We start from the raw sequence: 25,819 nt of genomic DNA on the forward strand, positions 1-25,819 counted from the left end.
TTTGGGCCGACACGCCGGCCAGGCACGGCGCCGCCGAGTTGATCCACCTGTTGATAGGTGTTGCCGCGCAGCATCACCCCGCGCACGGCGCGGCATCGAGATTGATGTCGCCGCGAAACTTGCTGGTGTTTTTTGTCGCTTCCAAACGGTTCGTTATTTGAACCACCATTTTATGTGCTATGAGCGCACTGCAAGGTGGATTGGCTTCCCTCCCATGCGAAGTATCTTGAGGATGCACGATGAGCACAGTCGGCAAAGCGATATCGCTGTTGGAACAGTTCACGCTCGGCGAACCGGAGATCGGCCTGTCCGAGCTCGCCCGCAAAACCGGCCTCGACAAGGCGACGGCGCGGCGCCTGCTGATGGCGATGGCCGACCACCGCCTGATCGAACAAGAGCCGGCAAGCCGCCGCTACCGGCTCGGCGCCGGCCTGTCGCGGCTGGCCCGGTTTCGCGACGCGCATTTTCCCTTCGTGCGCGTGGCAGCACCTGTGGTTCGCGAGCTGGCGCTGGAAACCGGCGAGACGGTGCATCTGTCGGAATTCAGCGCCGGCGCACTGCTGACGGTCCATGTCGAGCTGTCGGCAAAGGCCAACCGGGTCAATGTCGATGTCGGCCAGGTGCTGCCCTTGCACGGCACCGCCTCCGGCATCGCCTTTCTCGCCGCTTCGCCTCGGGAAGCGGCCGAGGCCTATGTCGACAAGCCGTTGCCGACCTTCACGCCACACACGGTGACGCAGCCCGACAGGCTGATGAAGGCGATCCGGCTTGCCGCCAAGCGCGGCTATTCCTCGAGCTCCCAAGGCTATGAAGAAGGCGTCCACAGCATAGCCGCGGCAATCCTCGGCTCCGATGGCCGTCCTTTAGGCACTCTGGCGGTGGCCTCGCCTGTGTCACGCGCCGATGACAGCATGGCGGCCAGCCAGGGCGAAGCGGTGATCAAGGCGGCGCGGCTGATTTCAGCGCGCCTGGCCGGCGAAGCCTGACATCTCTACCGTCGCAGGGGAGATGATTAGCGGGTTAAGTTCCCAGCGGCGCACCGGCCTTGCCGCGAGACCGGAACGCTTCGTCTGGGACAGGCGGCTGGAGCGCAGCAAGGAAGAATTGTTGTCGCCCGCCCGAGCGTCGCCCACGATCTCGGAAATCGCCTTTGCTTGGGGGTTCAATTCGAGTGCGCATTTTTCGCGCGCGTTCGAGAGCCGGTACGATGTGGCCCGCGGAAGTTGCGCCAGAGGCTGAGGGCGGGTGCATTGAGGGGTGGGCCGTTTGCCGGATCTCGGAGAGCGCCCTAGCTTGCCGAAAGCCGGCATCCGGCAGCAAGTTCTACATATTGGCAGCGGTTGGCCGTACGATCACTTCGTTGACGTCCACGCCATCGGGTTGATCAAGCGCAAAACGGATCGCCCGTGCAATGGCGTCCGGTGTGAGCGACTTCTGCCGCCATTCTTTCAGAGCCGTGGCGACCTGAGGATCGCTGATATCGTCGCCCAGTTCGGTTGCGGTCACTCCGGGGGAGATGATCGTGGCGCGGATGTCGTCATGCTCCTGCCGCAGCCCCTCGGTGATTGCCCAGACGGCATATTTCGTGCCGCAATAGACCGCCGCGGTGGGCAGCACGATATGCGCACCGACCGAGGCGACATTGACGATATGCCCATTCTTCTGGGCGACGAAGCGCGGCAGCACCGCGGCGATCCCGTTCAGCACGCCGCCGATGTTGACATTGATCATGCGAGACCACTCATCGCGCTTCAGCGCGGCAAGCGGCGACAGCGGCATGACGCCGGCATTGTTGACCAGCACATCGATCTGCCCGAATTCGGCATGGGCGGCATCGGCAAAGGCGTCGAAATTCGCCGCGTCAGTCACGTCGAGTTCGCGCCACGCGACGCCTTTGCCTATTTCTGCGGCCAGCGCCTTGAGCCGCTCGGTGCGGCGGGCCCCGATGAACAGTCTGGCGCCGGCACCGGCAAGTTCCCGAACCGTCGCTTCGCCGATGCCGCTGGAGGCGCCGGTGATGAGTACAACCTTGTCTTTAAGTCCCGTCATGATCGTTCCTTTTTCGCTGCGGTGACGGGGAGATAGATGGCGCGAACCGGCAAAGGCCGGTAGCGTGATCGTCCAAAGAGTTTGCACGATCCTCCAAATGAACTCGAAATGCCTTGCAACATTTCGCGCCATGAAGATTTATGCGGCATGGAGAAAATCAATGAACTCGCCGAGCTGATCACCCGCTTTGCGCCGAAATCTGGCATGGCCGGCACTGCGGTGCCGCGGCTGTCGCTCATTCGCGCCAACCAGCCCAGTGCACCCGTGCCTGCGGTCTACGAGGCGTCGCTTTGCATAATCGCCCAAGGATCGAAGCGCGTCTCGCTGGCCGACCAGAGCGTGGTCTATGACGCATCGAGCTACCTGCTCGTCTCGGTCGACCTGCCGCTGGTCGGGCATGTGTTGGAGGCGAGCCCGGCGGCGCCCTACCTCTGTTGCAAGATAGATTTTGATTCCACCGCGCTGGCCGAACTGCTTGTGAAAGAAGGACGTGCATCCCCCAGCAGGGATCTGCCGGTGTTAGCTGCCTATCCAAGTGACCCCGACCTGATTGATGCCGCCTGTCGGCTTGTCAGGCTGCTCGATCGCCCCGAGAGCATCACCGTGCTGGCGCCGCTGATCGAACGCGAAATCCTTTACCGGCTCCTCACCGGACCGCACGGTGACACGCTTCGCCAGATGGCGTCGGTGGACAGCCACCTGAACCAGGTCAGCCGCGCCATCGCCACGATCCGCAATCATTTCCAGGCACAACTGCGCATCGAAGAGATTGCGGCGGCATCAGGCATGAGCGCGTCGTCCCTTCATGCCCATTTCAAGGCGATTACGCGCATGACCCCGCTCGAATACCAGAAGCAGCTGCGCCTGCAGGAGGCGCGAAGGATTATGCTTGCCGGCGGCGCAAACGCAGGCACGGCCGGGTTCGCGGTGGGCTATGACAGCCCTTCGCAGTTCAGCCGAGAATATCGTCGCCTGTTCGGTGCGCCGCCCCGGAAAGATATTGACCGCCTTCAGGCGACACCCAGTTCGGCTGCGGCTTATTGAGTTTTCCGAGCGGCATGCGCCAGCCATGGCTGGTCAGGAGCCAGCCGCCTCCAGGTGGCGAAGCGTCCGATCATGCTCGGTAGAACTCCCGGTACCATTCGACAAAGCGCGGAACCCCTATTTCGATCGGGATTTTGGGCTTGAAGCCGGTCGCCTCCTCGAGCGAGCTGACATTGGCGAAAGTTGCCGGAACGTCGCCTGGCTGAAGTGGCCTGAGGTTGCGGTTTGCCTTGCGTCCCAGCGCGTCTTCGAGCACCTCGATCAATCGGTTCAGTTGAACGGGCGAATTGCCGCCGATGTTGTGAATCCTGAACGGGGCGTTGCTGGTCGCTGGGTCTGGCGCGTCACTTTTCCACTCAGGATTGGGTGTCGCGGGTTGCTGCATGACGCGGATAATGCCTTCGACAATGTCGTCGATATAGGTGAAATCCCGCTGCATATTGCCATAGTTGAAGACCTCGATCGGCTCGCCAGCGAGGATAGCCTTGGCGAAGATGAACAGCGCCATGTCCGGCCGCCCCCACGGACCATAGACGGTGAAAAAACGCAGCCCGGTGGTCGGCAGTCCAAACAGATGGCTGTATGTGTGCGCCATCAACTCGTTCGCCTTCTTGCTTGCGGCGTAAAGGCTGAGCGGATGGTCCGCCGGATCGTGCACGGAAAACGGCATGCGGGTGCTGCCGCCATAAATCGAACTCGACGATGCATAGACCAGATGGCCGACGGACGCCTGCCGGCATCCTTCCAGGATGTTGACAAAGCCGCTGAGGTTGCTTTCCACATAGGCGTGCGGATTGCTGATCGAATAGCGTACGCCGGCTTGCGCCGCGAGATTGACGACAACCTCCGGCGCGGCCGAAAGGAAGAGCTCCGAAATACGGTCCCGCTCCGTGAGATCGGCATGCTCGAAACAAAAATTCGAAAACGCTTTCAGCCGCTCGAGACGAGCCTGCTTCAGGCTGACGTCATAATACTCGTTCATGGAGTCGAGGCCGATAACCTGGCCTCCTTCGGCAAGCAGCCTCAGGCAAAGATGAAACCCTATGAACCCGGCTGCGCCGGTGATCAGTATCGGCCTGCTTGATGTCACTGCATATCCTAGCGTTAATTTCAGGCGAGCTTTACAAGCTCCAGTATTTTATGTTGTCGGGAACTTCATTGGGCTTGATGGCCGACTTGACATCGAACAGTGTCCCCCCCGGCCTGATCATTTGAAAAAGACGCGCTCTTTCGTTGGTGAGATATTGCCTGTGAGGCACCGCCAGAACAAGCGCCTGCAAATCGTTTATCTCATCGAGCGGCAGGATTGTTTCGCCGTGATCACGCCGAGCGGTTTCGACATCGGCAAGGGGATCATGGACTTTGGGGATAATTCCGAACTGCCTTAGTTCCTTGACCATGTCGAAAACGCGGCTGTTGCGCAAATCCGGCACGTCCTCCTTGAATGTCAGCCCGAGAATGCCGACAGAAGCCCCTTTGACGGGCGTGTCAGAACCAATCAGCCGTTTGACAACCTGCTGGGCGACGAAGGCCCCCATTCCGTCATTGATGCGACGTCCGGCGAGGATGATCTGCGGATGGTAACCTTCGGCCTCGGCCTTGGCGGTCAAATAATATGGATCGACGCTGATGCAGTGGCCGCCGACGAACCCCGGTTTGAAGGGAAGGAAGTTCCATTTCGTCGACGCAGCATCAAGAACATCCTGCGTCCGGATATCGAGCCGCTCGAAGATCATTGCCAGTTCGTTCATCAGCGCGATGTTCAGATCGCGCTGGGTGTTCTCGATAACCTTCGCTGCCTCGGCCACCTTGATCGACGGGGCGCGGTAGACGCCGGCATCTATGATACGGCCATAAACGTTCGCGACGCGCTCCAGCGTCTCGTTATTCTCGCCGGAGACGACTTTGACGATCTTTTGCAGCGAGTGTTCCCGATCGCCGGGGTTGGCGCGTTCGGGCGAATAGCCGAGGGCAAAGTCGCGGGGATGTCGCAGGCCGGAAACCTGCTCGATGATCGGCCCACAGAAATCTTCGGTCACACCTGGATAGACTGTCGACTCAAAAACGACGACGGCGCCTTTGCTCACCGCCTCGCCGACGAGTTCGGACGCCAGTTTCAAAGAAGCCAGATCGGGAGCGCGATTTGCGTCGATAGGGGTTGGCACGGCAACGATGAAGAAAGTAGCGCCTTTCAACATCTCCCGGTCGGTCGTCAGCCCTATCGAGGTCTCCTTGAGCGCCGTTGCATCAACTTCTCCCGTACGATCGACGCCGCCACGCAATTCCCCGATCCGACGCTCGCTGATGTCAAAAGCTATGGTGCCGGGGAAAACCTTCCCGAAGGCGATGGCTACCGGCAGGCCGACATAACCCAGGCCGATAACTGCAATGCGTTCGGACATCCGTGGGGTTCCTCGAGCCACCTGTTGAGCCGACGTGCTTGTATGGCAGGCTGTAGGCCAATTCAACGATGCTCTATCGCGAAGAAGAATGTCTCACGCAAATAGGCGTCACCGTTTTTTTCATGTTGCCATCCGCCGATGCCATCGATGTTGTGGATAAAATCCAGCAGGATCGGGTTTCGAGCCACTCTCTGCTGCGGATTGGGGTGAACCGTCAGGTTCTGCCGGCCATCTACGCAGCGGCGGCCCTGACGACAGGGCTGATATTCTCTGCTGCCAATCCATAGGCCACTATCGGCCTCAATCGTGCCTTCTGATCAAACCAAATGCCCGGATCGGAATTCGCATCGGCACCGAGCGGATCTGCGAAATTTCAGTTTGGTCCTTGTGCATTGGCTGCGGACACGTCGTATCCTGCGTGTGGCGACCGATATCTGGTCGATCAGCATTTGCCTGGGAGCAGAAATTGGCCAGACTCTATGACAGCCGCAGACGCATTCTCGTTACCGGGGGCGCAGGGTTTATCGGCTCGCATCTTATTGACCGCCTGTTGGAACGAGGCGACGAAATCTTGTGTGTCGACAACCTTTTCACCGGATCAAAGCGCAATATCGACCATTTGGCCAAGCATCCCCGCTTCGAATTCATGCGCCATGACGTGACCTTTCCGCTCTACGTCGAAGTCGATGAGATTTACAACCTGGCGTGTCCGGCCTCGCCTGTTCACTACCAGTACGACCCGGTTCAGACGATCAAGACCGCCGTGCACGGCGCCATCAATGTTCTTGGACTGGCAAAGCGGCTGAAATGCAAAGTCTTTCAGGCCTCCACCAGTGAGGTCTATGGTGACGCGTCTGTGCATCCGCAGCCCGAGAGTTACTGGGGCAATGTAAACCCGATCGGGCCGCGCTCATGCTACGATGAAGGCAAACGCTGCGCCGAAACGCTGTTCTTCGACTATCACCGACAACATGGCTTGTGGGTCAAGGTCGCGCGGATTTTCAATACGTTCGGGCCGCGCATGCACCCGGCAGACGGCAGGGTTGTCTCAAATTTCATCGTGCAGGCGCTTCGTGGTGAACCGATAACCATTTTCGGCGACGGCTCACAGACAAGGTCGTTTTGCTACGTCGACGACCTGGTGAGCGGCATGCTGCGCCTCATGGATACGGGGCCGGAGGTGACCGGTCCAGTAAACATCGGCAATCCAAGGGAAGTAACGATCAGGCGCTTGGCCGAACTGACGACGCAGATGACCGGATCAGGTTCGGATATAATTTACCGCGATCTTCCGCAAGACGATCCGCGGCACCGCCAGCCCGATATCACCCTTGCCAAAAGGCTTGTCGACTGGGAGCCGACGGTGACTTTGGAAGCCGGGCTGCAACAGACGATCGACTATTTCAAAGCCCTGCTGCCGAAGGTTTCCACAAACTCGCCTTGACCCGGCACCGCAGTGCAACCGTCAAGTCTGACCGATCACCGTCGTGGTAGCGACGCCTTTTGCAGTCGACTCCGGTAGGCTTGAAGTTTTTTGAATTCTAATTATTTTAAGCTTGAAATTATTTGAAGAACCCCATGGCGCTTCATCCGTCCGAGCCGGGACACCGGCATTTGGCGGAGAGCAGAAGGAGGAGGAAGATTTGCCGTCGTTCCGGGATAAAACTCCATGAACACAGCACGATTTTCCGAGAGTGTCACAGGCAAGATCGTCGATGGCGTTCTCGTCGTCACGATCGAAAATCCGCCGGCCAACGCGCTGTCCTTCCATGTCAGGGCCGGACTGATGGCTGCGCTTGGGCGTGCGGCGTCGGATGAAGTGTCTGCCGTGGTGCTGACCGCCATTGGGCGCACCTTCATCGGTGGCGCCGATATCAAGGAATTCGGCAAGCCCGCTATCGAGCCCACACTGCCTGAAGTGATCGAAGCGATCGAGAGCTTCGCGAAACCGGTCGTCGCGACAGTTGGCGGCGCGGCGCTCGGCGGCGGCTGCGAGATTGCGCTGGCCTGCCACTACCGGGTGGCCAGCAAGGCGGCCAGCTTCGGCCTGCCCGAGGTCAAGCTCGGGTTAGTGCCTGGGGCCGGCGGAACCCAACGCCTGCCCCGCCTCATCGGCACGGTCGCCGCAATCGACCTGATCGGCACGGGTCGGCCCGCGAAAGCCGACGAAGCGCTCACTCTCGGTCTGATCGATGCCATTGCAGACGATCTTCCCGAAGGCGCGCTCGATGTCGCCCGCCGTCTCGTTGGCCAACCGTTGCGGCGCACGGGCGCGCTTTCCGTCCCACGCTCGCAACCCGAAGCCGAAGCGGCAGCCGCAAGAAAGGTGCTTTCCCGCAGCCGTGGACAGATCGCGCCTTCAGAAGCCGTGAGACTGGTCCAGGCTGCGTCCGCGGCCAAACTTGAGGACGGTCTTGCGGACGAACGCGCGACCTTCCTGCGCCTCCGGGATTCTCGCGAGGCGGCAGCGTTGCGCCACGTCTTCTTTGCCGAGAGGCAAGCCAGCAAAGTCGACAGGCTGGAGGGTATCACGCCTCGCAAGGTCGAGACCGTCGGTATCGTCGGAACCGGCCTGATGGGTGCAGGCATCGCGGTCTCGGCCTTGAATGCCGGCTATCGCGTCATCGGCATCGAGCAGACCGACGACGCCGCGGCAAAAGGATACGAGCGGATCGCCGGCCTTCTCGACAAGTCGGTCCAATCCGGCCGACTCACCGATCATGCCCGCAGGGAGGCGCTGAGCCGGTTTGAAGCGGCCAGTGACGCCGGCAGGCTGGTGCAGGCCGATCTGGTCATCGAGGCAGTGTTCGACGATCTCGCGGTAAAAACCGAACTCTTCCGGAAGCTTGATCGTATCGTCCGCCCCGACGCCATACTGGCGACCAACACCAGCTACCTCAACCCCGACGAGATCGCCTCGGCAACCGCCCGGCCCGAACGGATCGCCGGCCTGCATTTTTTCTCCCCGGCCAACGTCATGCGGCTCACCGAAGTGGTGGATTGCGCGGCGACGGCGCCCGATGTGCTCGCCTCGGCTATCGCGTTCGTCAGGAAGCTCGGCAAGCTGCCTGTCGTGTGCGGCGTTACCGAGGGTTTCATCGGCAACCGCATCTATTCGGCCTACCGCCGCGAGGCGGAGTTCATGGTGGAGGATGGCGCAGCACCGGAAGAGGTGGATGCCGCGCTGGAGGCCTGGGGCTTCCCGATGGGGATCTTCGCGGTCAACGACATGGCTGGGCTGGAGATAGCCTGGGCGCGGCGCAAGCGACAGGCTGCGATGCGCGATCCGCAAGCACGTTATGTCGAGATCGCCGACCGGCTGTGCGAGGCCGGCCGCTTCGGCCGCAAGACCGGGCGCGGCTGGTACGATTATTCCGACGGCGAGCGCAGGAGCGACCCGCAAGTGGCCGCGCTGATCGAGGCCGTTCGGGCGGCCAAGGACATCGTGCCGCGCCGCTTTTCGCCCGATGAGATCGTCACGCGCTTGCTGGCGGCAATGGCCGAAGAGGGCAAGGCCTTGCTTGCCGAAGGCATCGCGGCGCGTGCCTCCGACATCGATCTGGTGATGATCAACGGCTATGGCTTCCCGGCCCACAAGGGCGGGCCGATGTTCCACGCCGGAGACATCTGACGGACAAGCTACGACAGCTTGGCTACGACGGCGCGCAACGCCTGGCCGAAACGCCTGACCTCGTCGACCGTGTTGTAATGGACCAGCGAGGCGCGGATGGCGCCGCTGTCCATCGACAGGTTGAGACGCTTCATCAACCGGGGCGCATACATATGGCCGTCGCGGATGCCGATCTGCATCTCAGCCATTTCCTCGACGATCCGCTGCGGCGACAGCTTGCCGATGTTGAAGCAGAAGGTCGGCACGCGCTCGTTGATGCGGGTCTCTTCCGAAACCCCGTAAATGGTCGCGCCGCAAGCTTTGAGCACCGCGAGCATCTCACGCGCCAGGAGCACTTCGTAGTCGCGGATAGCGCCCATGCCGGCAACGATGTTGTCGCGCCGCGAGCGGTTGTTGGAGGGCGCCAGATTGCGGCCGATCAGTTCCAGGTACTGCACCGCGGCATCCATGCCTGAGACGTTCTCGTAGATGAAGGTGCCGGCCTCGACCTTGTAAGGCGGCTCGTCGGGGATGAAATCCTCGCGGAAGGTCGGCAGCCGCTTCAGCGTTTCGAAGCGGCCCCACAGAAAGCCCATATGCGGCGAGAAATTCTTGTAGCCGGAGCAGACGAGATAGTCGCAGTCCCAGGCCTGCACGTCGATCAGCCCGTGCGGTCCGTAATGCACGCAGTCAAGGAACACTTCGGCGCCGGCCGCATGCGCGATCGCGGCCACCGAAGCGACGTCGACGATCGAGCCGATCGAATGCGCGGTCACCGTGCAGGCGACGAGACGGGTGCGATCGGAAACCAGCGGCTTGAGGTCGTCGACATGCAGGTTGCCGTCCTCGCGCATGCGCCACCATTTGAACTTGGCTCCGGCGGGCTCCAGCGCCAGCCACGTGGCGATGTTGGCGTCGTGGTCCATATCGGTGATGACGATCTCGTCGCGCTCTGTGTCCTTGGCCAGCATCTGGCCGATGCCGAGGCTGACCAGGCGAATGAACGAGGTGGCGTTCATGCCGAAGCAGATTTCCGACGGACTGTAGGCGTTGATCAGCAAGGCCACGCTCGTCCGAGCATCCGCAACCGATTGGTCGACCGTGACCGAGCGCCCATAGCGACCACCACGCTGCACATTGTGCGAGACCAGGTGATTGGTCACCGCGTCGAGCACGCTCTGCGGGATCTGCGCGCCGGCGGCGTTGTCCATGAAGATGAAATCACCGGCGCGCTGCAAGGCCGGAAACATGGCGCGGATGGTGTCGACCGGAAAGCCGCCGGCGGCTTGGGAATTGCTCAACTGTATCTCCTGCGAATGGCTTGGGAAGCGGGACGGTTGATGAGGTCAGCGCGTCTTCTCGGTCTTGAAGCGGTCTTCGAGCAGGCTGACGAGGCGGACCATCGGCCAGAGGAAGATGAGGTAGACCAAAGCGGCGCCGATCAGCGGCGAGGGATTGGCATAGAGCGACTGCGCGTTGGTCGCTTCCTTCAACAGTTCAGGCAGCGCAACGGTGGAAGCGAGCGACGTGTCCTTGAACATCGAGACGCAATTGCTGGTCATCGGCGGGATGACGACGCGGATCGCCTGCGGCAGCACCACCTTGCGCAAGGTCAAAAGGAAAGGCAGGCCGAGCGCCTGTGCTGCCTCGAATTGGCCTTTCGGGATGCTCTCAATGCCGGAGCGGAACACTTCTGCTGAATAGGCCGACATGATGATGGCGAACGCCGTCACGGCGGAGGCCCAGGACGACAGACGGATGCCGAGGAAGGGCAGCGCATAATAGATCAGGATCAGCACCACCAGCACCGGCAGGGCGCGGAAGATGTCGGTGTAGCCGACCGCCAGCCAGCGCAGCGGCTTCGGCGCATAGAGCCGCAACAGGCTGATCCCCAGGCCGATGGGAATGCCGATGCCGATACTCAAAATGCCGAGCAGCAGCGTGTTCAGGAAGCCACGCAACAGCGCCGGCAGGCTGGACATGATCACGTCAGGATTGAAGAAGGTGTCGATTAGCGACATGGGAGCGTTCCCGAACCCCAGAGCAAAGGATGCTCAAGTTAAAACCAATCGACCTTGCCTCCCATGAGGCTATCCGTGCGGCAGCAGGCGCCGGAGCGTGAAATGAATCGTGCCGGCCCGGGAGCCGGCACGATTTAAGTGCATTGCCGGTCAGGCCTTGGGCAGCGGCATTTCCTTGACCGTCGAGGAATCGGCTGGCGCGTCGCTGCCGAACCACTTCTTGTGGATCGCGGCCAGCGTTCCGTCCTTCTTCATCGCGGTCAGCGCGTCGTTCAGCTTGCCGAGCAGCGGATGGTCCTTGCTCATCATCAGGCCGTACTGTTCGCCGGTCTTGATGCGCTGCTTGACCTTGAGGTCCTTCATCTTGGTGAAGGAGTATTCCATGCCCGGAATATCGCTGACGGCGGCGTCCACGCGGCCCGCGCTGAGGTCGAGCAGCAGGTTCTGCTGCGTGTCATAGCCCTTCACGTCGCTGTAGCCGTCAGCCTCCTGATGCGCCTTGACCCAGGTCTCGCCGGTCGAGCCTGAAAGCACGCCGACGATCTTGCCCTTGAGGTCGGCCTCGGTGTTAACAGCGCTATCGGTCTTCGTCGCAATGCCCATGTCGGAGTCATAATAGGGCTGGGTGAAGGACAGCGTTTTCAGTCGCTCCGGCGTGATGGTGATCGAGGAGATCGCGACATCGATGCGGTTGGAACTGACAGCCGCGAACAGCGCCTGGAAGCCGAGGTCGGCAATGTCGGTGGTCATGCCGGCACGCTTGGCCGCTTCGTTGACGATGTCGACTTCAAAGCCCTCGAACGTGCCGCTCTCGTTCTTGTATTCGAAGGGCGGATTGGTCGGGTAGGCGCCGACATTGAGCACATCGGCGGCAAAGGCGGTGGCCGGGCCGGCAGCGATGCCGATCGTGGCGGCGAGAAGAAGCAGGTTGCGACGAGTGAAGCTCATTTTGTGTTCCCTCCGGTTGTTGATCGGGCGGGTTTGCTCCCGCACGGTTTGTTGCCGTCCCACCTCCCAGCGGGGCGTCAATTCATGGCGGCGACCATGCGCTCGAGCGCGGTCGCTATCTGGTCGCGTTCACGGCACACGCACATCCGCAGGAAGGCCGCTGCCGAATTTCCAAAGAGGTGTCCGGGAGCCAGCCCGACGCGCGCCGTCTCCAGTATCCTGGCGCAGGCCTGCCGGGCGTCGCTTTCGCCGTCCATGGCAAAGAAGGCATACATGCCTCCGCGCGGTTTCGTCGGCAGGATGATGCCGGGAATCTGGGCCAGCCTGTCATAGGCAAGGTCGAGGCCGGTTTTGATCCGCTGCCTGATCTCCTCGACCAGCGGCTCGCCTTGGCGGATGGCGGCGACAGCGCCTGCCTGGATAGGCGCGGCGGTGCCGCTGTTGATGTACTGCGTCATGGCGCCAAGCTGGTCGGCCACCCCCGACGGATGCGTCAGCCAGCCGATGCGCCAGCCGGTCATCGCCCACGCCTTCGAAAAACTGTTGACCGACAGCACCCGGTCGCCATCCTCGGCGATCTGCAGGATGGAAGGAGCAACATTGCCGTCGAAATAGAGCCGGCCATAGACCTCGTCGGAGATGATCCAGATGCCGGTGCGCCGGCTGAAGTCGAGCAGCGCCTGCATCTCCTCGCGCGACGCGGTCCAGCCGGTCGGGTTGGACGGCGTCGACAGGAAGATCGCGCGTGTGCGCGCATCGCAAGTGGCGAACAGCCGGTCGAGATCGAGATGCCAGTCGCCCTTGAAGTCGAGCGAAAACGGCCTTGGCTCGCCGCCGATCAGATGGATGGCGTTGTGGATGTTGGGCCATTGCGGCGCGACATAGACGACGTTGCTGCCGGTATCGACCAGCAGTTCCAGGGCCAGGTACAGCGCCTGCATGCCGCCGGGCGTGACCGTGGTGCGCGCAATCGGGATCGTCCGGCCGTGAATGCGCGTTTGGTATTCCGACAGCGCCTCGTTCAGTAGGGGGTGCCCACGCATGTTAGGGACGTAGAACGTCTGGCCTTCATCGAAGGCGGCCTTCGCCGCGTCGCGGATGAAAGCGGGCGTCACCATGTCGCCTTCGCCGTACCAGAGCGCGATCACGTCGCCCAGTTCTCGGGCGCGCACGGCAAGGTTGGCAATGTTTTCGGTGTGCAGGTCACGGATCTGGGCACGTACGCCGTCGAAAGCATAACGCGCGCTGGACGATGACTGGGGCAGTATGAACGACAAGGACTGAAACCCCTCCCACCCGGAGCACCGCGACGGACTGCCCGGCAAGCCCCACCGGCACGACAGTCGCCATCGAGTTTGGATGCTATCCAATGTGCTGCGCTTTTCAAGGAAAAAGTTTTAAGCTTAAAAAGTTTTTGTCCGATCCCGCCCGTCTACCGCAGCTCGGCGCGCGCAGCGGTGCAGTTGGCCGCAGCGCCGGCGCCAAGAAACATCGTATCGCTGGCCAGCACGAAGAAGCTCGCGCCGATAGCGGCCCACTGGCTGATCGTCTGTGGGCTGGCGCAAAATATGCCCGATGTCCTGCCATGCGCGACGGTCGCGCGGATGATCCTTGTGATCGCCTCATTGAGCTTGTCCACGCCTTTCGGCCCGATCGCATCGATCGACACGGAGAGATCGCCGGGGCCGACGAAGACCACATCGATGCCGTCTATGGCCGCGATCGCCTCGATGTTGGCCAGCCCCTCCGATGTCTCGACCTGGACCGCGACGACCACCCTGTCATTGGCCGCGGCCAGATATTCGGGAATGCGATAGCCATAGCCGGCCGCGCGGCCAGGCCCGACGCCGCGCTCGCCCAGCGGCGGATAGCGCGAGGCTTTCACCGCCGCCTCGGCCTGAGCAGCGGTCGAGACGCGCGGCACGAGCACGCCTTGTGCGCCGCTGTCGAGCGCCGCCTGGATAGCTTCCGGCGCATGACCGGGAACACGCACCATGGCCGGCACGCGATGCACGTCGGCCGCGCGCACCATGGTTTCGATCGTGTCGCGCGCGATCTGGGCATGTTCCCAGTCGATGCAGACGAAGTCGAGGCCGGTGAGCGCCATCACTTCGACGGCGACGGGATGGGGAATAGCGGCGAAGGAGCCGACGAGATTGGTCTTGCCGATGCACTTCTGACGGAACGCGCTCATATCCATCCCCCTTTTTTCCCCTCCGAATTGATATCCGCAATCGGCGGCGAGGCGAAGCTATTTCAGGCTTGAAATATTTTTGCGCGGGCCTAGCGTGTCGGTCTCCCGCCACGAGTTCCCATGATGATCAAAACGCATCCCCTGCACGGCTCGAACAAACTGAAGCTCGGCGTCTTTTCGACCAATGCCGATGGCGGTCTGGCCATCACCGATGTGCCGGAACGCTGGACGGCAAGCTGGCAGGACAATCTGACGGCGGCGCAGATCGCCGACCGCGCCGAGCTGGAATTTATGCTTCCGATCGCGCGCTGGCGTGGCTTTGGCGGCCGCAACAAGGTGCGCGAATGGTCGTTCGAGACCTTCACCTGGGCAGCAGCTCTGGCGGTGGCCACCGAGCAGATCGGCCTGTTCATGACCGTGCATGTGCCGCTGGTGCATCCGCTCTATGCCGCCAAGGCGCTGGCAACTGTCGACCATATCAGCCAGGGCCGCGCCGGCTTGAACATCGTCTGCGGCTGGAACCCGAAGGAATTCGGCATGTTCGGCACGCCTTTGGTCGAGAAGGGCTACGACCAGGCCGCCGAATGGATCGAAATCCTGGAAAAGCTCTACGCCTCGGACCAGCCTCTGGACTATGAAGGCACATACTATCGCCTCAAGGAGGCGGTGAGCCGGCCGGCGAGCCTGCAGGTTCCACGCCCGGTGACCATGAACGCTGCTTTCGGTGGCCCGGGCCGGGATTTCGCCGCCGCCCGATGCGATTATCTGTTCACGACCTTTTCGGAAATGAGCGATGCCGGCAAGCATGTCGCCGACATCAGCGAGCGGGCCGACAAGGTTGGCCGCAACGTCGGCGTCTACACGGTGGCGCATGTCGTCTGCCGTCCAACCATGGAAGAGGCGCAGGCCTACTACACGCGCTATGCCGTCGATCTGGTCGACCACGATGCGGTCGATGCTCATATGGCAGGCAAGAAGGAGTTCTCGCAGTCGCATGACCCGCATGCCTATGACCGCTACCGGCAGCGTTTCGCCGGCGGCGCCGGCACCTACCCGCTGGTTGGAACGCCGGAAACGATTGCCGCCGAGATGGCGGCAATAGCCGGGCATGGCTACCAGGGCATCGCGCTGTCGTTCGTCAACTACACCCAGGAACTGCCCTATTTCTGCGACCACGTATTGCCGCTGCTGAAGCGGGCGGGGCTGCGCTGCTGACAATCCGGGAATAACGAATTCGTTAATCCGGAATGACGGCGGTTGCCTGAATTTCGATCTTGGCGCGATCTTCCACCAGCGCCACCACCTGCATGGCGGCCATCGCTGGGAAATGCCGGCCGATCACCTCGCGATAGGCCTCGCCTATACCCTTGAGATTGCCGAGATATTCGGCCTTGTCGGTGAAATACCAGGTCATCGTGGTGATGTGCCGTGGCTCCGCGCCGGCTTCCGCCAGCACGGCGACGACGTTTTGCAGCGTCTGCCGCACCTGGCCGGCGAAATCGTCGGTCTCGAACTGGCACTGCCCGTTCCAGCCGACCTGTCCGCCGACGAAGACGAGCCTGCCGCGCGCGGCAATGCCGTTGGCGTAGCCGACCGGTTTCGCCCAGCCCTCCGGCTGCAGGATCTCGTGCATTTTCAAGCCTCCCCGGTATTCTTAAAACCAAATCTCAAAATCAAATACGTCGCTGTCAGGCCGCGCCCATCACCTGCCGTGCGATCACCACCTTCTGCACATCGGATGCGCCCTCGTAGATGCGTAGCGCGCGGATCTCGCGATAGAGGCTCTCGACGATATGGCCCTTGCGGACGCCGTCCCCCCCATGCAGCTGCACAGCCTTGTCGATCACCTCTTGCGCCTTGTCGGTGGCGAACAGCTTGGCCATCGCCGCCTCGCGGGTGACACGAGCCGCGCCCATGTCCTTGGTCCAGGCAGCGCGGTAGACCAGCAGCGCTGCGGCATCGATGTCCAGCGCCATGTCGGCGATATGGCCTTGCACCATCTGCAGCTCTGCCATCGGAGCGCCGAAAAGTTTGCGCTCGGCCACCCTGCTGATGCTTTCGTCCAGCGCCCGGCGGGCAAAGCCGAGTGCCGCCGCGCCGACCGTGGAGCGGAACACGTCAAGCACCGACATGGCGATGCGGAAGCCGTCTCCCGGTTTGCCGATCAGCGCCGAGGCCGGCACCCGGACCTGATCGAAGGAAAGCCGCGCCAGCGGATGCGGCGCGATCACTTCAAGGCGCTCGGCAATGCCAAGCCCCTTGGTATCAGCGGGTACGAGAAAGGCGGAAAGTCCCTTGGCACCCGGTGCCTCGGCGGTGCGGGCAAAGACGACGTAGAGATCGGCAATGCCGCCATTGGAAATCCAGGTCTTCTCGCCGCTGAGGATATAGAAGTCGCCATCGCGGCTCGCCGTCATTTCGGTGTTGGCGACATCCGACCCGGAGCGTGGCTCCGAAAGCGCGAAGGCGGAAATCGTCTTGCCGGCCCTGGTCTTTGCCAGCCATTGCTGCTGGTCGGGTGTGCCGAACAGGCTGAGCGCGCCGGTGCCGAGCCCCTGCATGGCGAAGGCGAAGTCGGCCAACCCGTCATGGCGCGCCAGCGTCTCGCGCGTGATGCACAAGGTGCGGACATCGAGCGGTCCCGGATTGTCGGTATCGAGCGCCGTCGGCTTCAGCCAGCCGTCGCGGCCAAGTTTCGCCACCAGCTCGCGGCAGGCGGCATCGACGTCGTGGTGATCGACGGGCAGGTTCCTGGCGCACCAGGCATCAAGGCGTTCGGCGAGTTCGCGATGCCGGTCTTCGAAAAACGGCCAGTTGAGGAAACTCTTGTCAGCCATCAATTGCCCTCGAACACCGGTTTCTCCTTGGCGAGGAAGGCCTTGTAGGCGCGCTCGAAGTCACGCGTCTGCATGCAGATCGCCTGCGCCTGCGCTTCCGCTTCGATCGCCTGGTCGAGGCCCATCGACCATTCCTGGTTGAGCTGCGTCTTGGTGATGCCGTGCGCGAAGGTCGGACCCGAGACGATGCGCGCCGCCATCTCGAGCGCGTCGGCCTCGAGCACTGCGGCATCGACCAGCCTGTTGTAGAAGCCCCAGCGCTCGCCTTCCGCTGCCGTCATCGTGCGGCCGGTGTAGAGCAATTCGGCGGCACGGCCCTGGCCGATGATGCGCGGCAGGATCGCGCAGGCGCCCATGTCGCAGCCGGCAAGGCCGACGCGGGTGAACAGGAAAGCGGTCTTGGCCTCCGACGTGGCGATGCGGATGTCGGCGCTCATGGCGATGATGGCGCCGGCGCCGACCGCGACACCGTCGACCGCCGCGATGATCGGCTTGCCGCAGTTGAGCATCGCCTTGACGAAATCGCCGGTCATGCGGGTGAAGGCGAGCAATTCCTTCATGTCCATCTTGACCAATGGGCCGATAATGTCGTGGACATCGCCGCCCGAGCAGAAATTGCCGCCATTGGGCAGGAACACCACGGCGTCGACGTCGTCGGCATAGACGAGATCGCGGAACGTGTCGCGCAGTTCCGCATAGCTGTCGAAGGTCAGCGGATTCTTGCGCTCCGGCCGGTCGAGCCGCACCTTGGCGATCCTGCCTTCGACTTCCCAAAGGAAGTGCTTCGGCTTGAGGCCGGCCATCGAACTCATTCGCGTCCCTCCCAGTTGCTGCGGAACGAGGTCAGCATGCCGGTCAGCCGGCGCGCATCCTCCTCGCTGACCTTGGCCAGCAATTCTCCGATCCAACCCTCATGCGCCGCGGCCATTGCGGCAAAAGATTTGGAACCCTCGTCGGTCAGTCGCACCATGGATGTGCGGCGATCGCCATTGCGGCGCGCGCGCGCGACCACCCCTTCCGAAACAAGCCGGTCGACGATGCCGGTGACATTGCCGTTGGATACCAGCAGGAAGCGCGACAGATCGCTCATCAGCATGCCTTCCGGCGCGCGGTAGAGGGCGGCCATGACGTCGAAACGCGGCAGCGTCGTATCGAATTCCTTCTTCAGGCGCTCGCGCAGCTCCGCTTCGATCGTGCGCGAGGCGCGCAGCAGCCTGATCCAGAGACGCAGCCGGTCCTTGCCGGGTCCCGACGGCGCGGGCAATGGGCCGGCTACCATGTTTCGCCTCCTGAGATCGAAATTGCTTGTCCGGTAATCGACGCAGCCGCATCGCCGCACAGCCAGAGCACCGCTGAGGCAACTTCCTGCGGCTGGATGAAACGGCCTTGCGGGTTGGTCGAGGCAAGGCTCGCCCGCGCCTGCTCGACTGAGCGGCCGGTCTTTTCGACGACGCGCTGAATGGACTCCTCCAGCATGCCGGTCTCTACGAAGCCCGGGCAAACGGCGTTGACGGTCACGCCGGATTTCGCCGTCTCGGCCGCCAGTGCCCGCATCAGCCCGACCACCCCATGCTTGGCCGCCACGTAGGGCGCGACATAGGCGTAGCCTTTCAGCCCTGCGGTCGAGGCGACGAAGACGATCCGGCCCGCCTTGCGCGCGGCCATGCCGGCCAGCGCCGGCTTCACCGTCAGGAAGGCGCCGGTCAGATTGACGTCGAGCGTCCGCTGCCAGTCGGCAAGCGAGGTCCTGTGCGCCGGCGTGCTGCCGGCCATGCCGGCATTGGCGACGACGATGTCGAACGGGCCGCGCACGGCTTCCGCTTGCGCGTAGAGCGAAATCATCGCCGCCTCGTCGGTGACATCGGCTGACATGGCGTGGATGCGGTCGTTCTCGCCGGCCAACTTGGCAAGCTCGGCGTCGCGCCTCCCGCATATGGTCACCTCTATGCCGGCCTCGGCCAGCACGAGCGCGATGGCCCGGCCGACGCCGGAGCCGCCGCCAGTGACCAGCGCATGTTTGCCTGAAATCGCCAAGGCCGTCGTCATACTTTCAGCCCCGCCGCCGCATCGCGCTCGGCCAGCCGGTAGATCTGGTCGCGTCCGGGCAGATAGGGATCCGGCCATTTGACACCACGATCACCGAGCGTCACGGCTGCATGCAGCGTCCAGTAGGGATCGGCGAGATGCGGCCGTGCCAGGGCCACCAGGTCGGCGCGGCCGGCCATCAGGATCGAATTGACATGATCCGGCTCGTAGATGTTGCCGACCGCCATCGTCGCCATGCCGACCTCGTTGCGGATGCGGTCCGAGAACGGCGTCTGGAACATTCGGCCATAGACAGGCTTGGCGGCAATCGAGGTCTGGCCTGCCGAGACGTCGCATATGTCGACGCCGGCTTCGTGCAGCATCCGCGCGATCTCCACCGCATCGGCCGGCGTCACACCTTCGATGCCGACCCAATCATTGGCCGAAATGCGCACCGAGATCGGCTTTCGCGTCGGCCAGGCGGCGCGCACCGCATGGAAGATTTCCAGGGGATAGCGCATGCGATTTTCCCGCGAACCGCCATACTCATCCGTGCGCTGGTTGGTGACCGGCGTGATGAAGGACGACAGCAAATAGCCATGCGCGGCATGGATCTCGAGCATGTCGAAACCGCAGCGATCTGCCATCTCGGTGGACGCGACGAACTGGTCACGCACCTCGTCCATGTCGGCGCGGTCCATGGCTTTCGGCACCTGATTCTCAGGCGACCATGCAATCGCCGAGGCCGCCATGACCGGCCAATTGCCCGAGGCGAGCGGCACGTCGGTGCCTTCCCACCCGACACGGGTCGAGCCCTTGGCCCCGGAATGGCCAATCTGGGCGCAGATTTTCGCCTCGGTCTCGGTGTGGACGAAATCGACCAGCCGCTTCCACGCCACCTCATGTTCGGACGCATAGAAGCCGGGACAACCGGGCGTGATGCGTCCTTCCGGGCTGACGCAGGTCATCTCGATATAGACAAGCCCGGCGCCGCCCTTGGCACGCTCGGCATAGTGGGCGAAATGCCAGTCGGTCGGGCAGCCATCGACTGCCTTGTACTGCGCCATCGGCGAAACGACGATGCGGTTGTTGAGCTGCATGTCGCGCAGTTTGAACGGCGCGAACATCGGTGCCCGGCGCCGCCTGTTGCCGCCTGCCCCTGCCTGGCGCTGGAACCATTCCTCGGCGCTTTCAAGCCATTTGGCATCGCGCAGCCGCAAATTCTCGTGGCTGATGCGTTGCGAGCGGGTCAGCAGCGAATAATTGAACTGCACCGGATCGAGGCCGAGATAGCGCTCGACCTCCTCGAACCACTCCAGCGAATTGCGCGCCGCCGACTGCAGCTTCAGCACCTCGGTGCGGCGCGCATCCTCATACTTGCGGAAGGCGGCGTCGAGGTCCGGTTCGGTTTTGACATATTCGGCCAGCGCCACCGCGCTTTCCAATGCGAGCTTGGTCCCGGAGCCGATCGAGAAATGTGCCGAGGCCGCCGCGTCGCCCATCAGAGCCAGGTTCTTGTAGGACCAGCGTTCGCACAGCACGCGCGGGAAATTGATCCAGGCCGAACCTCTGATGTGATTGGCATTGGTCATCAGCGCGTGGCCGCCGAGATGTTTCTCAAAGATGCGCTCGCAGACGGCGATGGATTCCTGCTGCGACATGGCGCCGAAGCCGAAGGCAGCCCAGGTCTGTTCGCTGCACTCGACAATGAAGGTCGCTGTCTCGCTGTCGAATTGATAGGCGTGCGCCCACACCCAGCCATGCTCGGTCTTCTCGAAGATGAAGGTGAAGGCGTCGTCGAATTTCTGGTTGGTGCCGAGCCAGACGAATTTGCATTTGCGGGTGTCGATGTCGGGCTTGAAGACTTCGACGAAGGTGTTGCGCGCCCTTGAGTTCAGCCCATCGGCGGCGACGACCAGATCATGCGTCGCCATATAGGGCTGAGGGTCGGCGATATCGCTCTCGAACATCAGCCTCACGCCAAGTTCGCGCGCGCGTCGCTGCAGCAGGACCAGAAGCCGCTTGCGGCCGATGCCACAGAAACCGTGGCCCGACGAGACCGTGCGCACGCCGTCATGGATGACGGCGATGTCGTCCCAATAGGCGAAATGCTTCTTGATCCAGACAGCGCTGACCGGGTCGTTTTTGGCAAGGTTGTCGAGTGTTTCGGCCGACAGCACGACGCCCCAGCCGAACGTATCGTCGGCGCGATTGCGCTCGAACACCGTGATCTCGTGGGCGGCGTCCCGCAGCTTCATTGAAATGGCAAAGTAGAGGCCGGCTGGTCCGCCACCGAGAACCGCAACCTTCATCCGTGCGATCTCCTCTTCGCTTGCTGCATATCAAGTATCGCGCCGGAGATAAAATATTTCAAGCTTAAAGTTTCATGTTGGAACGATTGCTGGACACGGGTGGCGCGCCTGCGGGCTGGCCCCGCAAGCGCGCTCTGGAAATCACTTGTCCGGGTTCTTCGGGCTCCACAGCACAGTCTCGGCACCCTTCTCATAGGCCATCCCATCGGGATAGCTGATCGCCTCCAGTTGCAATCCCCATGGCGCCTGGAAATAGAGGATGGTCTGGCCGGCCGCCGGACCTTCCTTGACCGGCAGCGGACCCATCCGCGTCTTCACCCCCTTGCCGTCGAGATAGGCTTTCGCCGCGGCGACATCATCGACATACATGGCAATGTGGAAGCCGCCGATATCGCTGTTCTTCGGAGTCAAATCCTTCTGGTCAGGCGCAGTGTACTTGAACAGCTCGATGTTCGATCCATAACCGCAACGCACCATGGTGACCTGCTCGATGACAGCCTTCGGATCGACGCCCAGAAGATCCTGCATGAAGGTGCCCTTGTCATCGGCGAACGGACCAAACGACATCGCCTTCTCGCAGCCGACGACTTCGGTGAAGAAGTCGACTGCCTGCTTCATGTCCGGCACCGTGATGCCGGTGTGGTCGTGGCCGCGCATGCCGGGGATCGCATCGGCCGAAGCCGTTCCCATCGAGCAGAACAGGATCGCGGCAAGCATCGTGCCGCGGGCTGCGTAATTCATATTACCCTCCGTTCGCGGGCTGATTTTGCCCTCATGCACGTCCGAAGCCCGCTGTTCGGCGTGGTGGGTGAACAGTCCTATGCCGGCGCTTTCGTTGCTGGCCGCAACCAGTCGGCGTCGATCTCAGGCAGTGGGATGGCGGCAAGCAGGTCGCGCGTGTAGGTCTCCCTGGGATTGTCGAACAGCGCATCGGTGGCGCTCGCCTCGACGATCCCGCCCTCGCGCATCACGATCACTTGTTGGCACAGCCGCCGGATGACCGACAGGTCGTGGCTGATGAAGGCGACCGTCAGCCCCATCTCCGCGGCCAGTCTCTCCAAAAGGGTGAGGATCTGCGCCTGCGTCGATACGTCGAGGCCGGAGACGATCTCGTCGGCCAGCACGAATTTCGGCGAAAGCGCCAACGCGCGCGCAATTCCGACGCGCTGGCGCTGCCCGCCCGACAGTTCATGACGATAGCGACTAGCGAAGCTTTGCGGCAGGCCGACGCGATGCAATGCCTCGGCGACGCGTTCCCTAAGCCTGTCGCCAAGCCCATTCTGCTTGAGCGGCGCGGCAATGATGCCGGCGATGGTGCGACGCGGGTTGAGCGACGACATCGGGTCCTGGAAGATCATCTGCAGGTCGCGGCGCAGAGGTCGCAGCTCTGCATCCGGCAGATGGGCGATATCGCGGCCCTCGAAATGGATGCTGCCGACGCTCGGCTCCAGAAGTCTGACAAGCGTGCGGCCGAGCGTCGATTTTCCGGACCCGGATTCACCGACGATGCCGGTCACCGAACCTCTCGGCAAATCGAAATCCAAGCCTCTCAAAATCTCGGCCAGCGGCGCGCGCCCGATCAGCGGCTTGCGGGTCATGTCGGGCAGCGCCACCTTCAGCCCGCGCACGGAAAACAGCGGCTCAACCATGCGGCCCTCTCCACGCCTGGTCGGAGGCGGCGATCTCCGCAGCGAGTCCTGCCAGCACCGTCTCATCCACCGGCTTCAGCGAGGCAAAGGGATCCGTGTAGCGCGGCGTAGCGGCCATCAATGCCCGCGTATAGGGATGCTCAGGCGCGGCGAAGAGAGCGGCTGTGTCAGCCTCTTCCACCACCTTGCCGGCGTAGAGCACAGACACTTCCTGGCTGATCTTTGCAACGACGCCGAGATCGTGGGTGACGAACAGGATCGCGGTGCCATGCTCGCGCTGCAGCTCGGCGATCAGTCGCAGGATCTGCTTTTGCACGGTAACGTCGAGCGCGGTTGTCGGCTCGTCGGCCACGATCAGCCGTGGCTCGGCGGCGAAGGCGGCGGCGATCAGCACACGCTGGCGCATGCCGCCGGACAGCTCGTGCGGATAGCATTTCAGCACCCGGTCGGGATCGCGGATCTGCACCTCATCCAACAATTGCCGGATACGCTTGTCCGCCTTGTCACCGTTCCAGCCGAGAATGCGCACCAGCCGGTCAGTCATCTGCGGACCGATGCGGCGCGACGGGTTGAGCGCAGTCAACGGATCTTGCGGGATCAGCGCCGTGCGAGCGCCGATCAGCGTGCGCCTTGCCTTGGGCTGCAGCCTGCCGAGGTCTTCGCCTTCGAGCTGCATGGCGCCTTCGACGATGCGCACGCTTGACGGCAGCACACCGAGCACCGCCTTGCCGATCATCGTCTTGCCGGCGCCGCTCTCGCCAACAAGAGCACGCACCTCACCCGGCTGCACGGAGAGCGACACCGACCGCAGCACGCGCTGGCCGTTCGGCAGCACGGCGCTCAGATTGGCAATATCCAGGCAAGCGCTCATCGCAGCACCGGATCGAAGCGTGTCTTCAGCGCCTCACCGAACTGGCTGAACGACAGCACGGTGAGGATCAGCGTGACAAGCGGAAACACCAGCACCCACCAGGCCTGATGGATCGACAGCCGGCCCTCGGCGATGATGCCGCCCCAGGTCGGATCGTCGGTCGAGATCGACAGATTGACGAAGGACAGGATGGCCTCGACGATGACGGCGATGCCCATCTCCAGCGACAGCAGTGCCACGATCGACGGCACCACATTGGGCAGCACCTCGCGCAGCATGATGCCGATGCGGCCATAGCCGGCGATGCGGGCGTTCTCGACATAGTCCATGCGCGACTGGCCCATCGCTTCGGCGCGGATCACCCGGCAAAAGCGCGTCCAGTCGATGATGGCGATGGCGAGGATGACGGAGCTGAGACCAGTGCCGAGCACCGCGACCAGCAGGATGGCGAACAGCACCGGAGGAAATGCCATCCAGACATCGACGATGCGTGAAATGATGCGGTCGGCCCAGCCGCCGAAATAGCCGGCGACCAATCCGAGCGTCGAGCCGACAAGGCAGGCGGCAATCGCCGCAGCGAAGGCGACGATGAAGGCGATTTGGCCGCCGAAGATAAGCCGCGACAAGAGGTCGCGGCCGAGGCTGTCGGTGCCCAGCCAATAGCCGGGCTCGGCGCCATCGAGCCAGAAGGGCGGCAGCCGCTCCAGCATCAGATCCTGCGCCAGCGGGTCCTGCGGCGCCACCAGCGGCGCGAACATCGCCGCAAGAAGTACCAGCAGCAGCCAGCCGCCGGCCAGCCACAGCCTCAGGCCCAATCCGCGCCGGGCCATGCGTGCCTCACCCATGGCGCAGCCTCGGATTGAGCAGCGCATACATCATGTCGACTGCAAGATTGATCAGCACGAACAGCAGCGCGAACACCAGCACGATGCCTTGGATCAGCGGCAGGTCGCGGTTGATGACGGCATCGATCGCCATGTTGCCGAGCCCTTCGTAGGAAAACAGCCGCTCGACGATGACCGTGCCGCCGACAAGGAAGGTGAACTGGACGCCGACGAGAGTCAGTGTCGGCAAGGCAGCGTTCTTCAGCGCCTCGCGCAGGATAACCTGCGTTTCCGAAAACCCCTTCACCCGCGCCAGCACGACATAGTCGAGGTCAAGCACTTCCTTCAGCGACTGTTTCAGCAACTGCGCGATGATTGCCCCCAGCGGCAATGCCAAGGCTACTGCCGGCATCAGCATGTGTTTCAGCAGATCCCAGGTCAGGTCGAAGCGCAGCCGAAGCAAGCTCTCGAAGAAATAGAACTGGGTGACGAAGGGCAGATCGAGCTGCGGCGACACGCGGCCGGAGATATCGAAGATCGGCACCAGCACGCCAAACAAAAGGATCAGCACGAGGCCCCACAGGAAATCGGGAATGGAAAGGGCGGCGCCGCTGGCGATATCGATGCCGGCTTCGACCGCCGTGCCGCGCTCGCGGGCGCCGAGGATCGCCGTCGTGCCGCCGAGCCCAACCGCCATGACGAGCGCGATGATGGCAAGTTCCAGCGTTGCCGGCAAACGATTGAAGACAAGGCTGAGCACATCTTGCCTGAGCGAAATCGAGGTGCCGAAATCGCCCCTGACGACGCCGGACAGCCAGATGAAGAATTGCTGCACGATGGTCTTGTCGAGCCCGTAGAGTGCACGCAGCCGGTCGATGTCGGCATCTGTCGCACCGGGGGGCAGCATCATGGCGATCGGGTCACCAGGCGCGACGCGGATCACGACGAAGACGACGACAGCCACGCCGAACAGCGTGATCAGCATCGTCAGCAGACGGATCAGGAATCGTTGCAGGAGCATTCTGGTGTTGGC

26 protein-coding genes are annotated in these 25,819 nt (G+C 62.6%); 7 read left to right on the forward strand and 19 right to left on the reverse strand.

Annotated features, from left to right (window positions below; all coding sequences use genetic code 11):
- Nucleotides 1-239 precede the first annotated feature (239 nt).
- Entirely contained in the window at nucleotides 240-986 is a 747-nt protein-coding gene (locus NKI10_RS11780) for an IclR family transcriptional regulator (RefSeq protein ID WP_023686930.1), read from the forward strand.
- Nucleotides 987-1,008: 22 nt separating this feature from the next.
- Nucleotides 1,009-1,239: a helix-turn-helix domain-containing protein gene (locus NKI10_RS11785; RefSeq protein ID WP_084014283.1), complete on the forward strand. Its 231-nt coding sequence runs from the start codon at nucleotides 1,009-1,011 to the stop codon at nucleotides 1,237-1,239.
- An 84-nt stretch (nucleotides 1,240-1,323) separates the two neighbouring features.
- Here NKI10_RS11785 and NKI10_RS11790 read toward each other — a convergent pair whose 3' ends face one another.
- On the reverse strand, nucleotides 1,324-2,049 hold the full coding sequence (locus NKI10_RS11790; RefSeq protein ID WP_023682721.1) for an SDR family oxidoreductase: 726 nt from the start codon (nucleotides 2,047-2,049) through the stop codon (nucleotides 1,324-1,326).
- 147 nt (nucleotides 2,050-2,196) lie between these two features.
- Between NKI10_RS11790 and NKI10_RS11795 the strand changes: the two genes are divergently transcribed.
- A complete protein-coding gene (locus tag NKI10_RS11795; protein WP_023686927.1) occupies nucleotides 2,197-3,093 on the forward strand; it encodes an AraC family transcriptional regulator in 897 nt (298 codons plus the stop codon).
- 70 nt (nucleotides 3,094-3,163) lie between these two features.
- Here the strand turns inward: NKI10_RS11795 and NKI10_RS11800 are convergent, their stop codons facing one another.
- Nucleotides 3,164-4,183 (reverse strand): NAD-dependent epimerase, encoded by a 1,020-nt coding sequence (locus NKI10_RS11800; protein WP_352860016.1) that lies wholly within the window; start codon nucleotides 4,181-4,183, stop codon nucleotides 3,164-3,166.
- 31 nt (nucleotides 4,184-4,214) lie between these two features.
- A complete protein-coding gene (locus NKI10_RS11805; RefSeq protein ID WP_023682723.1) occupies nucleotides 4,215-5,495 on the reverse strand; it encodes a nucleotide sugar dehydrogenase in 1,281 nt (426 codons plus the stop codon).
- Between the two features lie 68 nt (nucleotides 5,496-5,563).
- On the opposite strand from NKI10_RS11805, the gene NKI10_RS11810 reads away from it, so the two are divergent.
- The 3 genes from NKI10_RS11810 (at nucleotide 5,564) to NKI10_RS11820 (ending at nucleotide 9,126) form a co-directional block, all read left to right on the forward strand.
- Nucleotides 5,564-5,782 carry a hypothetical protein gene (locus NKI10_RS11810; protein WP_023695197.1) on the forward strand — a complete coding sequence of 73 codons (219 nt, stop codon included), beginning with the start codon at nucleotides 5,564-5,566 and terminating at the stop codon, nucleotides 5,780-5,782.
- Between the two features lie 179 nt (nucleotides 5,783-5,961).
- Nucleotides 5,962-6,939: a UDP-glucuronic acid decarboxylase family protein gene (locus tag NKI10_RS11815; protein WP_352860019.1), complete on the forward strand. Its 978-nt coding sequence runs from the start codon at nucleotides 5,962-5,964 to the stop codon at nucleotides 6,937-6,939.
- A gap of 225 nt (nucleotides 6,940-7,164) precedes the next feature.
- Entirely contained in the window at nucleotides 7,165-9,126 is a 1,962-nt protein-coding gene (locus NKI10_RS11820; protein ID WP_352860021.1) for a 3-hydroxyacyl-CoA dehydrogenase NAD-binding domain-containing protein, read from the forward strand.
- Nucleotides 9,127-9,134: 8 nt separating this feature from the next.
- Here NKI10_RS11820 and NKI10_RS11825 read toward each other — a convergent pair whose 3' ends face one another.
- The 5 genes from NKI10_RS11825 to NKI10_RS11845 all read right to left on the reverse strand — a co-directional run bounded on the left by NKI10_RS11825 (nucleotide 9,135) and on the right by NKI10_RS11845 (nucleotide 14,268).
- On the reverse strand, nucleotides 9,135-10,406 hold the full coding sequence (locus tag NKI10_RS11825; RefSeq protein ID WP_352860023.1) for a cysteine desulfurase-like protein: 1,272 nt from the start codon (nucleotides 10,404-10,406) through the stop codon (nucleotides 9,135-9,137).
- Between the two features lie 45 nt (nucleotides 10,407-10,451).
- Nucleotides 10,452-11,126 (reverse strand): amino acid ABC transporter permease, encoded by a 675-nt coding sequence (locus NKI10_RS11830; RefSeq protein ID WP_023667812.1) that lies wholly within the window; start codon nucleotides 11,124-11,126, stop codon nucleotides 10,452-10,454.
- Between the two features lie 150 nt (nucleotides 11,127-11,276).
- Nucleotides 11,277-12,074: an ABC transporter substrate-binding protein gene (locus tag NKI10_RS11835; RefSeq protein ID WP_023682726.1), complete on the reverse strand. Its 798-nt coding sequence runs from the start codon at nucleotides 12,072-12,074 to the stop codon at nucleotides 11,277-11,279.
- Between the two features lie 77 nt (nucleotides 12,075-12,151).
- The gene (locus NKI10_RS11840) at nucleotides 12,152-13,351 is read right to left on the reverse strand and encodes a pyridoxal phosphate-dependent aminotransferase (RefSeq protein WP_023667810.1); all 1,200 of its coding nucleotides are present in this window, start codon (nucleotides 13,349-13,351) and stop codon (nucleotides 12,152-12,154) included.
- 155 nt (nucleotides 13,352-13,506) lie between these two features.
- Nucleotides 13,507-14,268: an HpcH/HpaI aldolase family protein gene (locus NKI10_RS11845; protein ID WP_023686922.1), complete on the reverse strand. Its 762-nt coding sequence runs from the start codon at nucleotides 14,266-14,268 to the stop codon at nucleotides 13,507-13,509.
- A 123-nt stretch (nucleotides 14,269-14,391) separates the two neighbouring features.
- On the opposite strand from NKI10_RS11845, the gene NKI10_RS11850 reads away from it, so the two are divergent.
- The gene (locus NKI10_RS11850; protein WP_352860083.1) at nucleotides 14,392-15,483 is read left to right on the forward strand and encodes an LLM class flavin-dependent oxidoreductase; all 1,092 of its coding nucleotides are present in this window, start codon (nucleotides 14,392-14,394) and stop codon (nucleotides 15,481-15,483) included.
- A gap of 22 nt (nucleotides 15,484-15,505) precedes the next feature.
- Here NKI10_RS11850 and NKI10_RS11855 read toward each other — a convergent pair whose 3' ends face one another.
- The 11 genes from NKI10_RS11855 to NKI10_RS11905 all read right to left on the reverse strand — a co-directional run bounded on the left by NKI10_RS11855 (nucleotide 15,506) and on the right by NKI10_RS11905 (nucleotide 25,807).
- Nucleotides 15,506-15,901, reverse strand: a complete 396-nt coding sequence (locus NKI10_RS11855; RefSeq protein WP_352860026.1) for a RidA family protein — start codon at nucleotides 15,899-15,901, stop codon at nucleotides 15,506-15,508.
- Between the two features lie 55 nt (nucleotides 15,902-15,956).
- Nucleotides 15,957-17,105 (reverse strand): acyl-CoA dehydrogenase family protein, encoded by a 1,149-nt coding sequence (locus NKI10_RS11860; RefSeq protein ID WP_023667805.1) that lies wholly within the window; start codon nucleotides 17,103-17,105, stop codon nucleotides 15,957-15,959.
- Nucleotides 17,105-17,917 (reverse strand): enoyl-CoA hydratase family protein, encoded by an 813-nt coding sequence (locus NKI10_RS11865; protein WP_352860028.1) that lies wholly within the window; start codon nucleotides 17,915-17,917, stop codon nucleotides 17,105-17,107. The genes NKI10_RS11860 and NKI10_RS11865 overlap by 1 nt, the downstream gene beginning before the upstream one ends.
- Nucleotides 17,914-18,384: a MarR family winged helix-turn-helix transcriptional regulator gene (locus NKI10_RS11870; RefSeq protein ID WP_023667803.1), complete on the reverse strand. Its 471-nt coding sequence runs from the start codon at nucleotides 18,382-18,384 to the stop codon at nucleotides 17,914-17,916. The genes NKI10_RS11865 and NKI10_RS11870 overlap by 4 nt, the downstream gene beginning before the upstream one ends.
- Complete coding sequence (locus NKI10_RS11875) at nucleotides 18,378-19,151, reverse strand: SDR family NAD(P)-dependent oxidoreductase (protein WP_023667802.1); 774 nt, start codon at nucleotides 19,149-19,151, stop codon at nucleotides 18,378-18,380. Before NKI10_RS11875 ends, NKI10_RS11870 begins: the two co-directional genes overlap by 7 nt.
- Nucleotides 19,148-21,442 (reverse strand): bifunctional salicylyl-CoA 5-hydroxylase/oxidoreductase, encoded by a 2,295-nt coding sequence (locus tag NKI10_RS11880; RefSeq protein WP_023667801.1) that lies wholly within the window; start codon nucleotides 21,440-21,442, stop codon nucleotides 19,148-19,150. Before NKI10_RS11880 ends, NKI10_RS11875 begins: the two co-directional genes overlap by 4 nt.
- A 141-nt stretch (nucleotides 21,443-21,583) precedes the next feature.
- Complete coding sequence (locus tag NKI10_RS11885) at nucleotides 21,584-22,183, reverse strand: VOC family protein (protein ID WP_023667800.1); 600 nt, start codon at nucleotides 22,181-22,183, stop codon at nucleotides 21,584-21,586.
- Nucleotides 22,184-22,260: 77 nt separating this feature from the next.
- Nucleotides 22,261-23,091 (reverse strand): ATP-binding cassette domain-containing protein, encoded by an 831-nt coding sequence (locus NKI10_RS11890; RefSeq protein WP_023686915.1) that lies wholly within the window; start codon nucleotides 23,089-23,091, stop codon nucleotides 22,261-22,263.
- On the reverse strand, nucleotides 23,084-23,962 hold the full coding sequence (locus NKI10_RS11895; protein WP_352787543.1) for an ABC transporter ATP-binding protein: 879 nt from the start codon (nucleotides 23,960-23,962) through the stop codon (nucleotides 23,084-23,086). The genes NKI10_RS11890 and NKI10_RS11895 overlap by 8 nt, the downstream gene beginning before the upstream one ends.
- On the reverse strand, nucleotides 23,959-24,807 hold the full coding sequence (locus NKI10_RS11900) for an ABC transporter permease (protein WP_023667797.1): 849 nt from the start codon (nucleotides 24,805-24,807) through the stop codon (nucleotides 23,959-23,961). The genes NKI10_RS11895 and NKI10_RS11900 overlap by 4 nt, the downstream gene beginning before the upstream one ends.
- Nucleotides 24,800-25,807 carry an ABC transporter permease gene (locus tag NKI10_RS11905; protein WP_352860033.1) on the reverse strand — a complete coding sequence of 336 codons (1,008 nt, stop codon included), beginning with the start codon at nucleotides 25,805-25,807 and terminating at the stop codon, nucleotides 24,800-24,802. Before NKI10_RS11905 ends, NKI10_RS11900 begins: the two co-directional genes overlap by 8 nt.
- Between the last annotated feature and the right edge of the window lie 12 nt (nucleotides 25,808-25,819).

The organism is Mesorhizobium sp. M0802 (genome assembly GCF_040320115.1).
GTDB lineage: Bacteria > Pseudomonadota > Alphaproteobacteria > Rhizobiales > Rhizobiaceae > Mesorhizobium.

Excerpts from the sequence above, each read along its gene's own strand:
- NKI10_RS11780 (WP_023686930.1), top strand. The coding sequence starts at position 240 with ATGAGCACAGTCGGCAAAGCGATATCGCTGTTGGAACAGTTCACGCTC.
- NKI10_RS11785 (WP_084014283.1), top strand. The coding sequence starts at position 1,009 with ATGATTAGCGGGTTAAGTTCCCAGCGGCGCACCGGCCTTGCCGCGAGA.
- NKI10_RS11790 (WP_023682721.1), bottom strand. The coding sequence starts at position 2,049 with ATGACGGGACTTAAAGACAAGGTTGTACTCATCACCGGCGCCTCCAGC.
- NKI10_RS11795 (WP_023686927.1), top strand. The coding sequence starts at position 2,197 with ATGGAGAAAATCAATGAACTCGCCGAGCTGATCACCCGCTTTGCGCCG.
- NKI10_RS11805 (WP_023682723.1), bottom strand. The coding sequence starts at position 5,495 with ATGTCCGAACGCATTGCAGTTATCGGCCTGGGTTATGTCGGCCTGCCG.
- NKI10_RS11810 (WP_023695197.1), top strand. The coding sequence starts at position 5,564 with ATGCTCTATCGCGAAGAAGAATGTCTCACGCAAATAGGCGTCACCGTT.
- NKI10_RS11820 (WP_352860021.1), top strand. The coding sequence starts at position 7,165 with ATGAACACAGCACGATTTTCCGAGAGTGTCACAGGCAAGATCGTCGAT.
- NKI10_RS11830 (WP_023667812.1), bottom strand. The coding sequence starts at position 11,126 with ATGTCGCTAATCGACACCTTCTTCAATCCTGACGTGATCATGTCCAGC.
- NKI10_RS11835 (WP_023682726.1), bottom strand. The coding sequence starts at position 12,074 with ATGAGCTTCACTCGTCGCAACCTGCTTCTTCTCGCCGCCACGATCGGC.
- NKI10_RS11845 (WP_023686922.1), bottom strand. The coding sequence starts at position 14,268 with ATGAGCGCGTTCCGTCAGAAGTGCATCGGCAAGACCAATCTCGTCGGC.
- NKI10_RS11850 (WP_352860083.1), top strand. The coding sequence starts at position 14,392 with ATGATCAAAACGCATCCCCTGCACGGCTCGAACAAACTGAAGCTCGGC.
- NKI10_RS11855 (WP_352860026.1), bottom strand. The coding sequence starts at position 15,901 with ATGCACGAGATCCTGCAGCCGGAGGGCTGGGCGAAACCGGTCGGCTAC.
- NKI10_RS11860 (WP_023667805.1), bottom strand. The coding sequence starts at position 17,105 with ATGGCTGACAAGAGTTTCCTCAACTGGCCGTTTTTCGAAGACCGGCAT.
- NKI10_RS11865 (WP_352860028.1), bottom strand. The coding sequence starts at position 17,917 with ATGAGTTCGATGGCCGGCCTCAAGCCGAAGCACTTCCTTTGGGAAGTC.
- NKI10_RS11870 (WP_023667803.1), bottom strand. The coding sequence starts at position 18,384 with ATGGTAGCCGGCCCATTGCCCGCGCCGTCGGGACCCGGCAAGGACCGG.
- NKI10_RS11875 (WP_023667802.1), bottom strand. The coding sequence starts at position 19,151 with ATGACGACGGCCTTGGCGATTTCAGGCAAACATGCGCTGGTCACTGGC.
- NKI10_RS11880 (WP_023667801.1), bottom strand. The coding sequence starts at position 21,442 with ATGAAGGTTGCGGTTCTCGGTGGCGGACCAGCCGGCCTCTACTTTGCC.
- NKI10_RS11885 (WP_023667800.1), bottom strand. The coding sequence starts at position 22,183 with ATGAATTACGCAGCCCGCGGCACGATGCTTGCCGCGATCCTGTTCTGC.
- NKI10_RS11890 (WP_023686915.1), bottom strand. The coding sequence starts at position 23,091 with ATGGTTGAGCCGCTGTTTTCCGTGCGCGGGCTGAAGGTGGCGCTGCCC.
- NKI10_RS11895 (WP_352787543.1), bottom strand. The coding sequence starts at position 23,962 with ATGAGCGCTTGCCTGGATATTGCCAATCTGAGCGCCGTGCTGCCGAAC.
- NKI10_RS11900 (WP_023667797.1), bottom strand. The coding sequence starts at position 24,807 with ATGGGTGAGGCACGCATGGCCCGGCGCGGATTGGGCCTGAGGCTGTGG.
- NKI10_RS11905 (WP_352860033.1), bottom strand. The coding sequence starts at position 25,807 with ATGCTCCTGCAACGATTCCTGATCCGTCTGCTGACGATGCTGATCACG.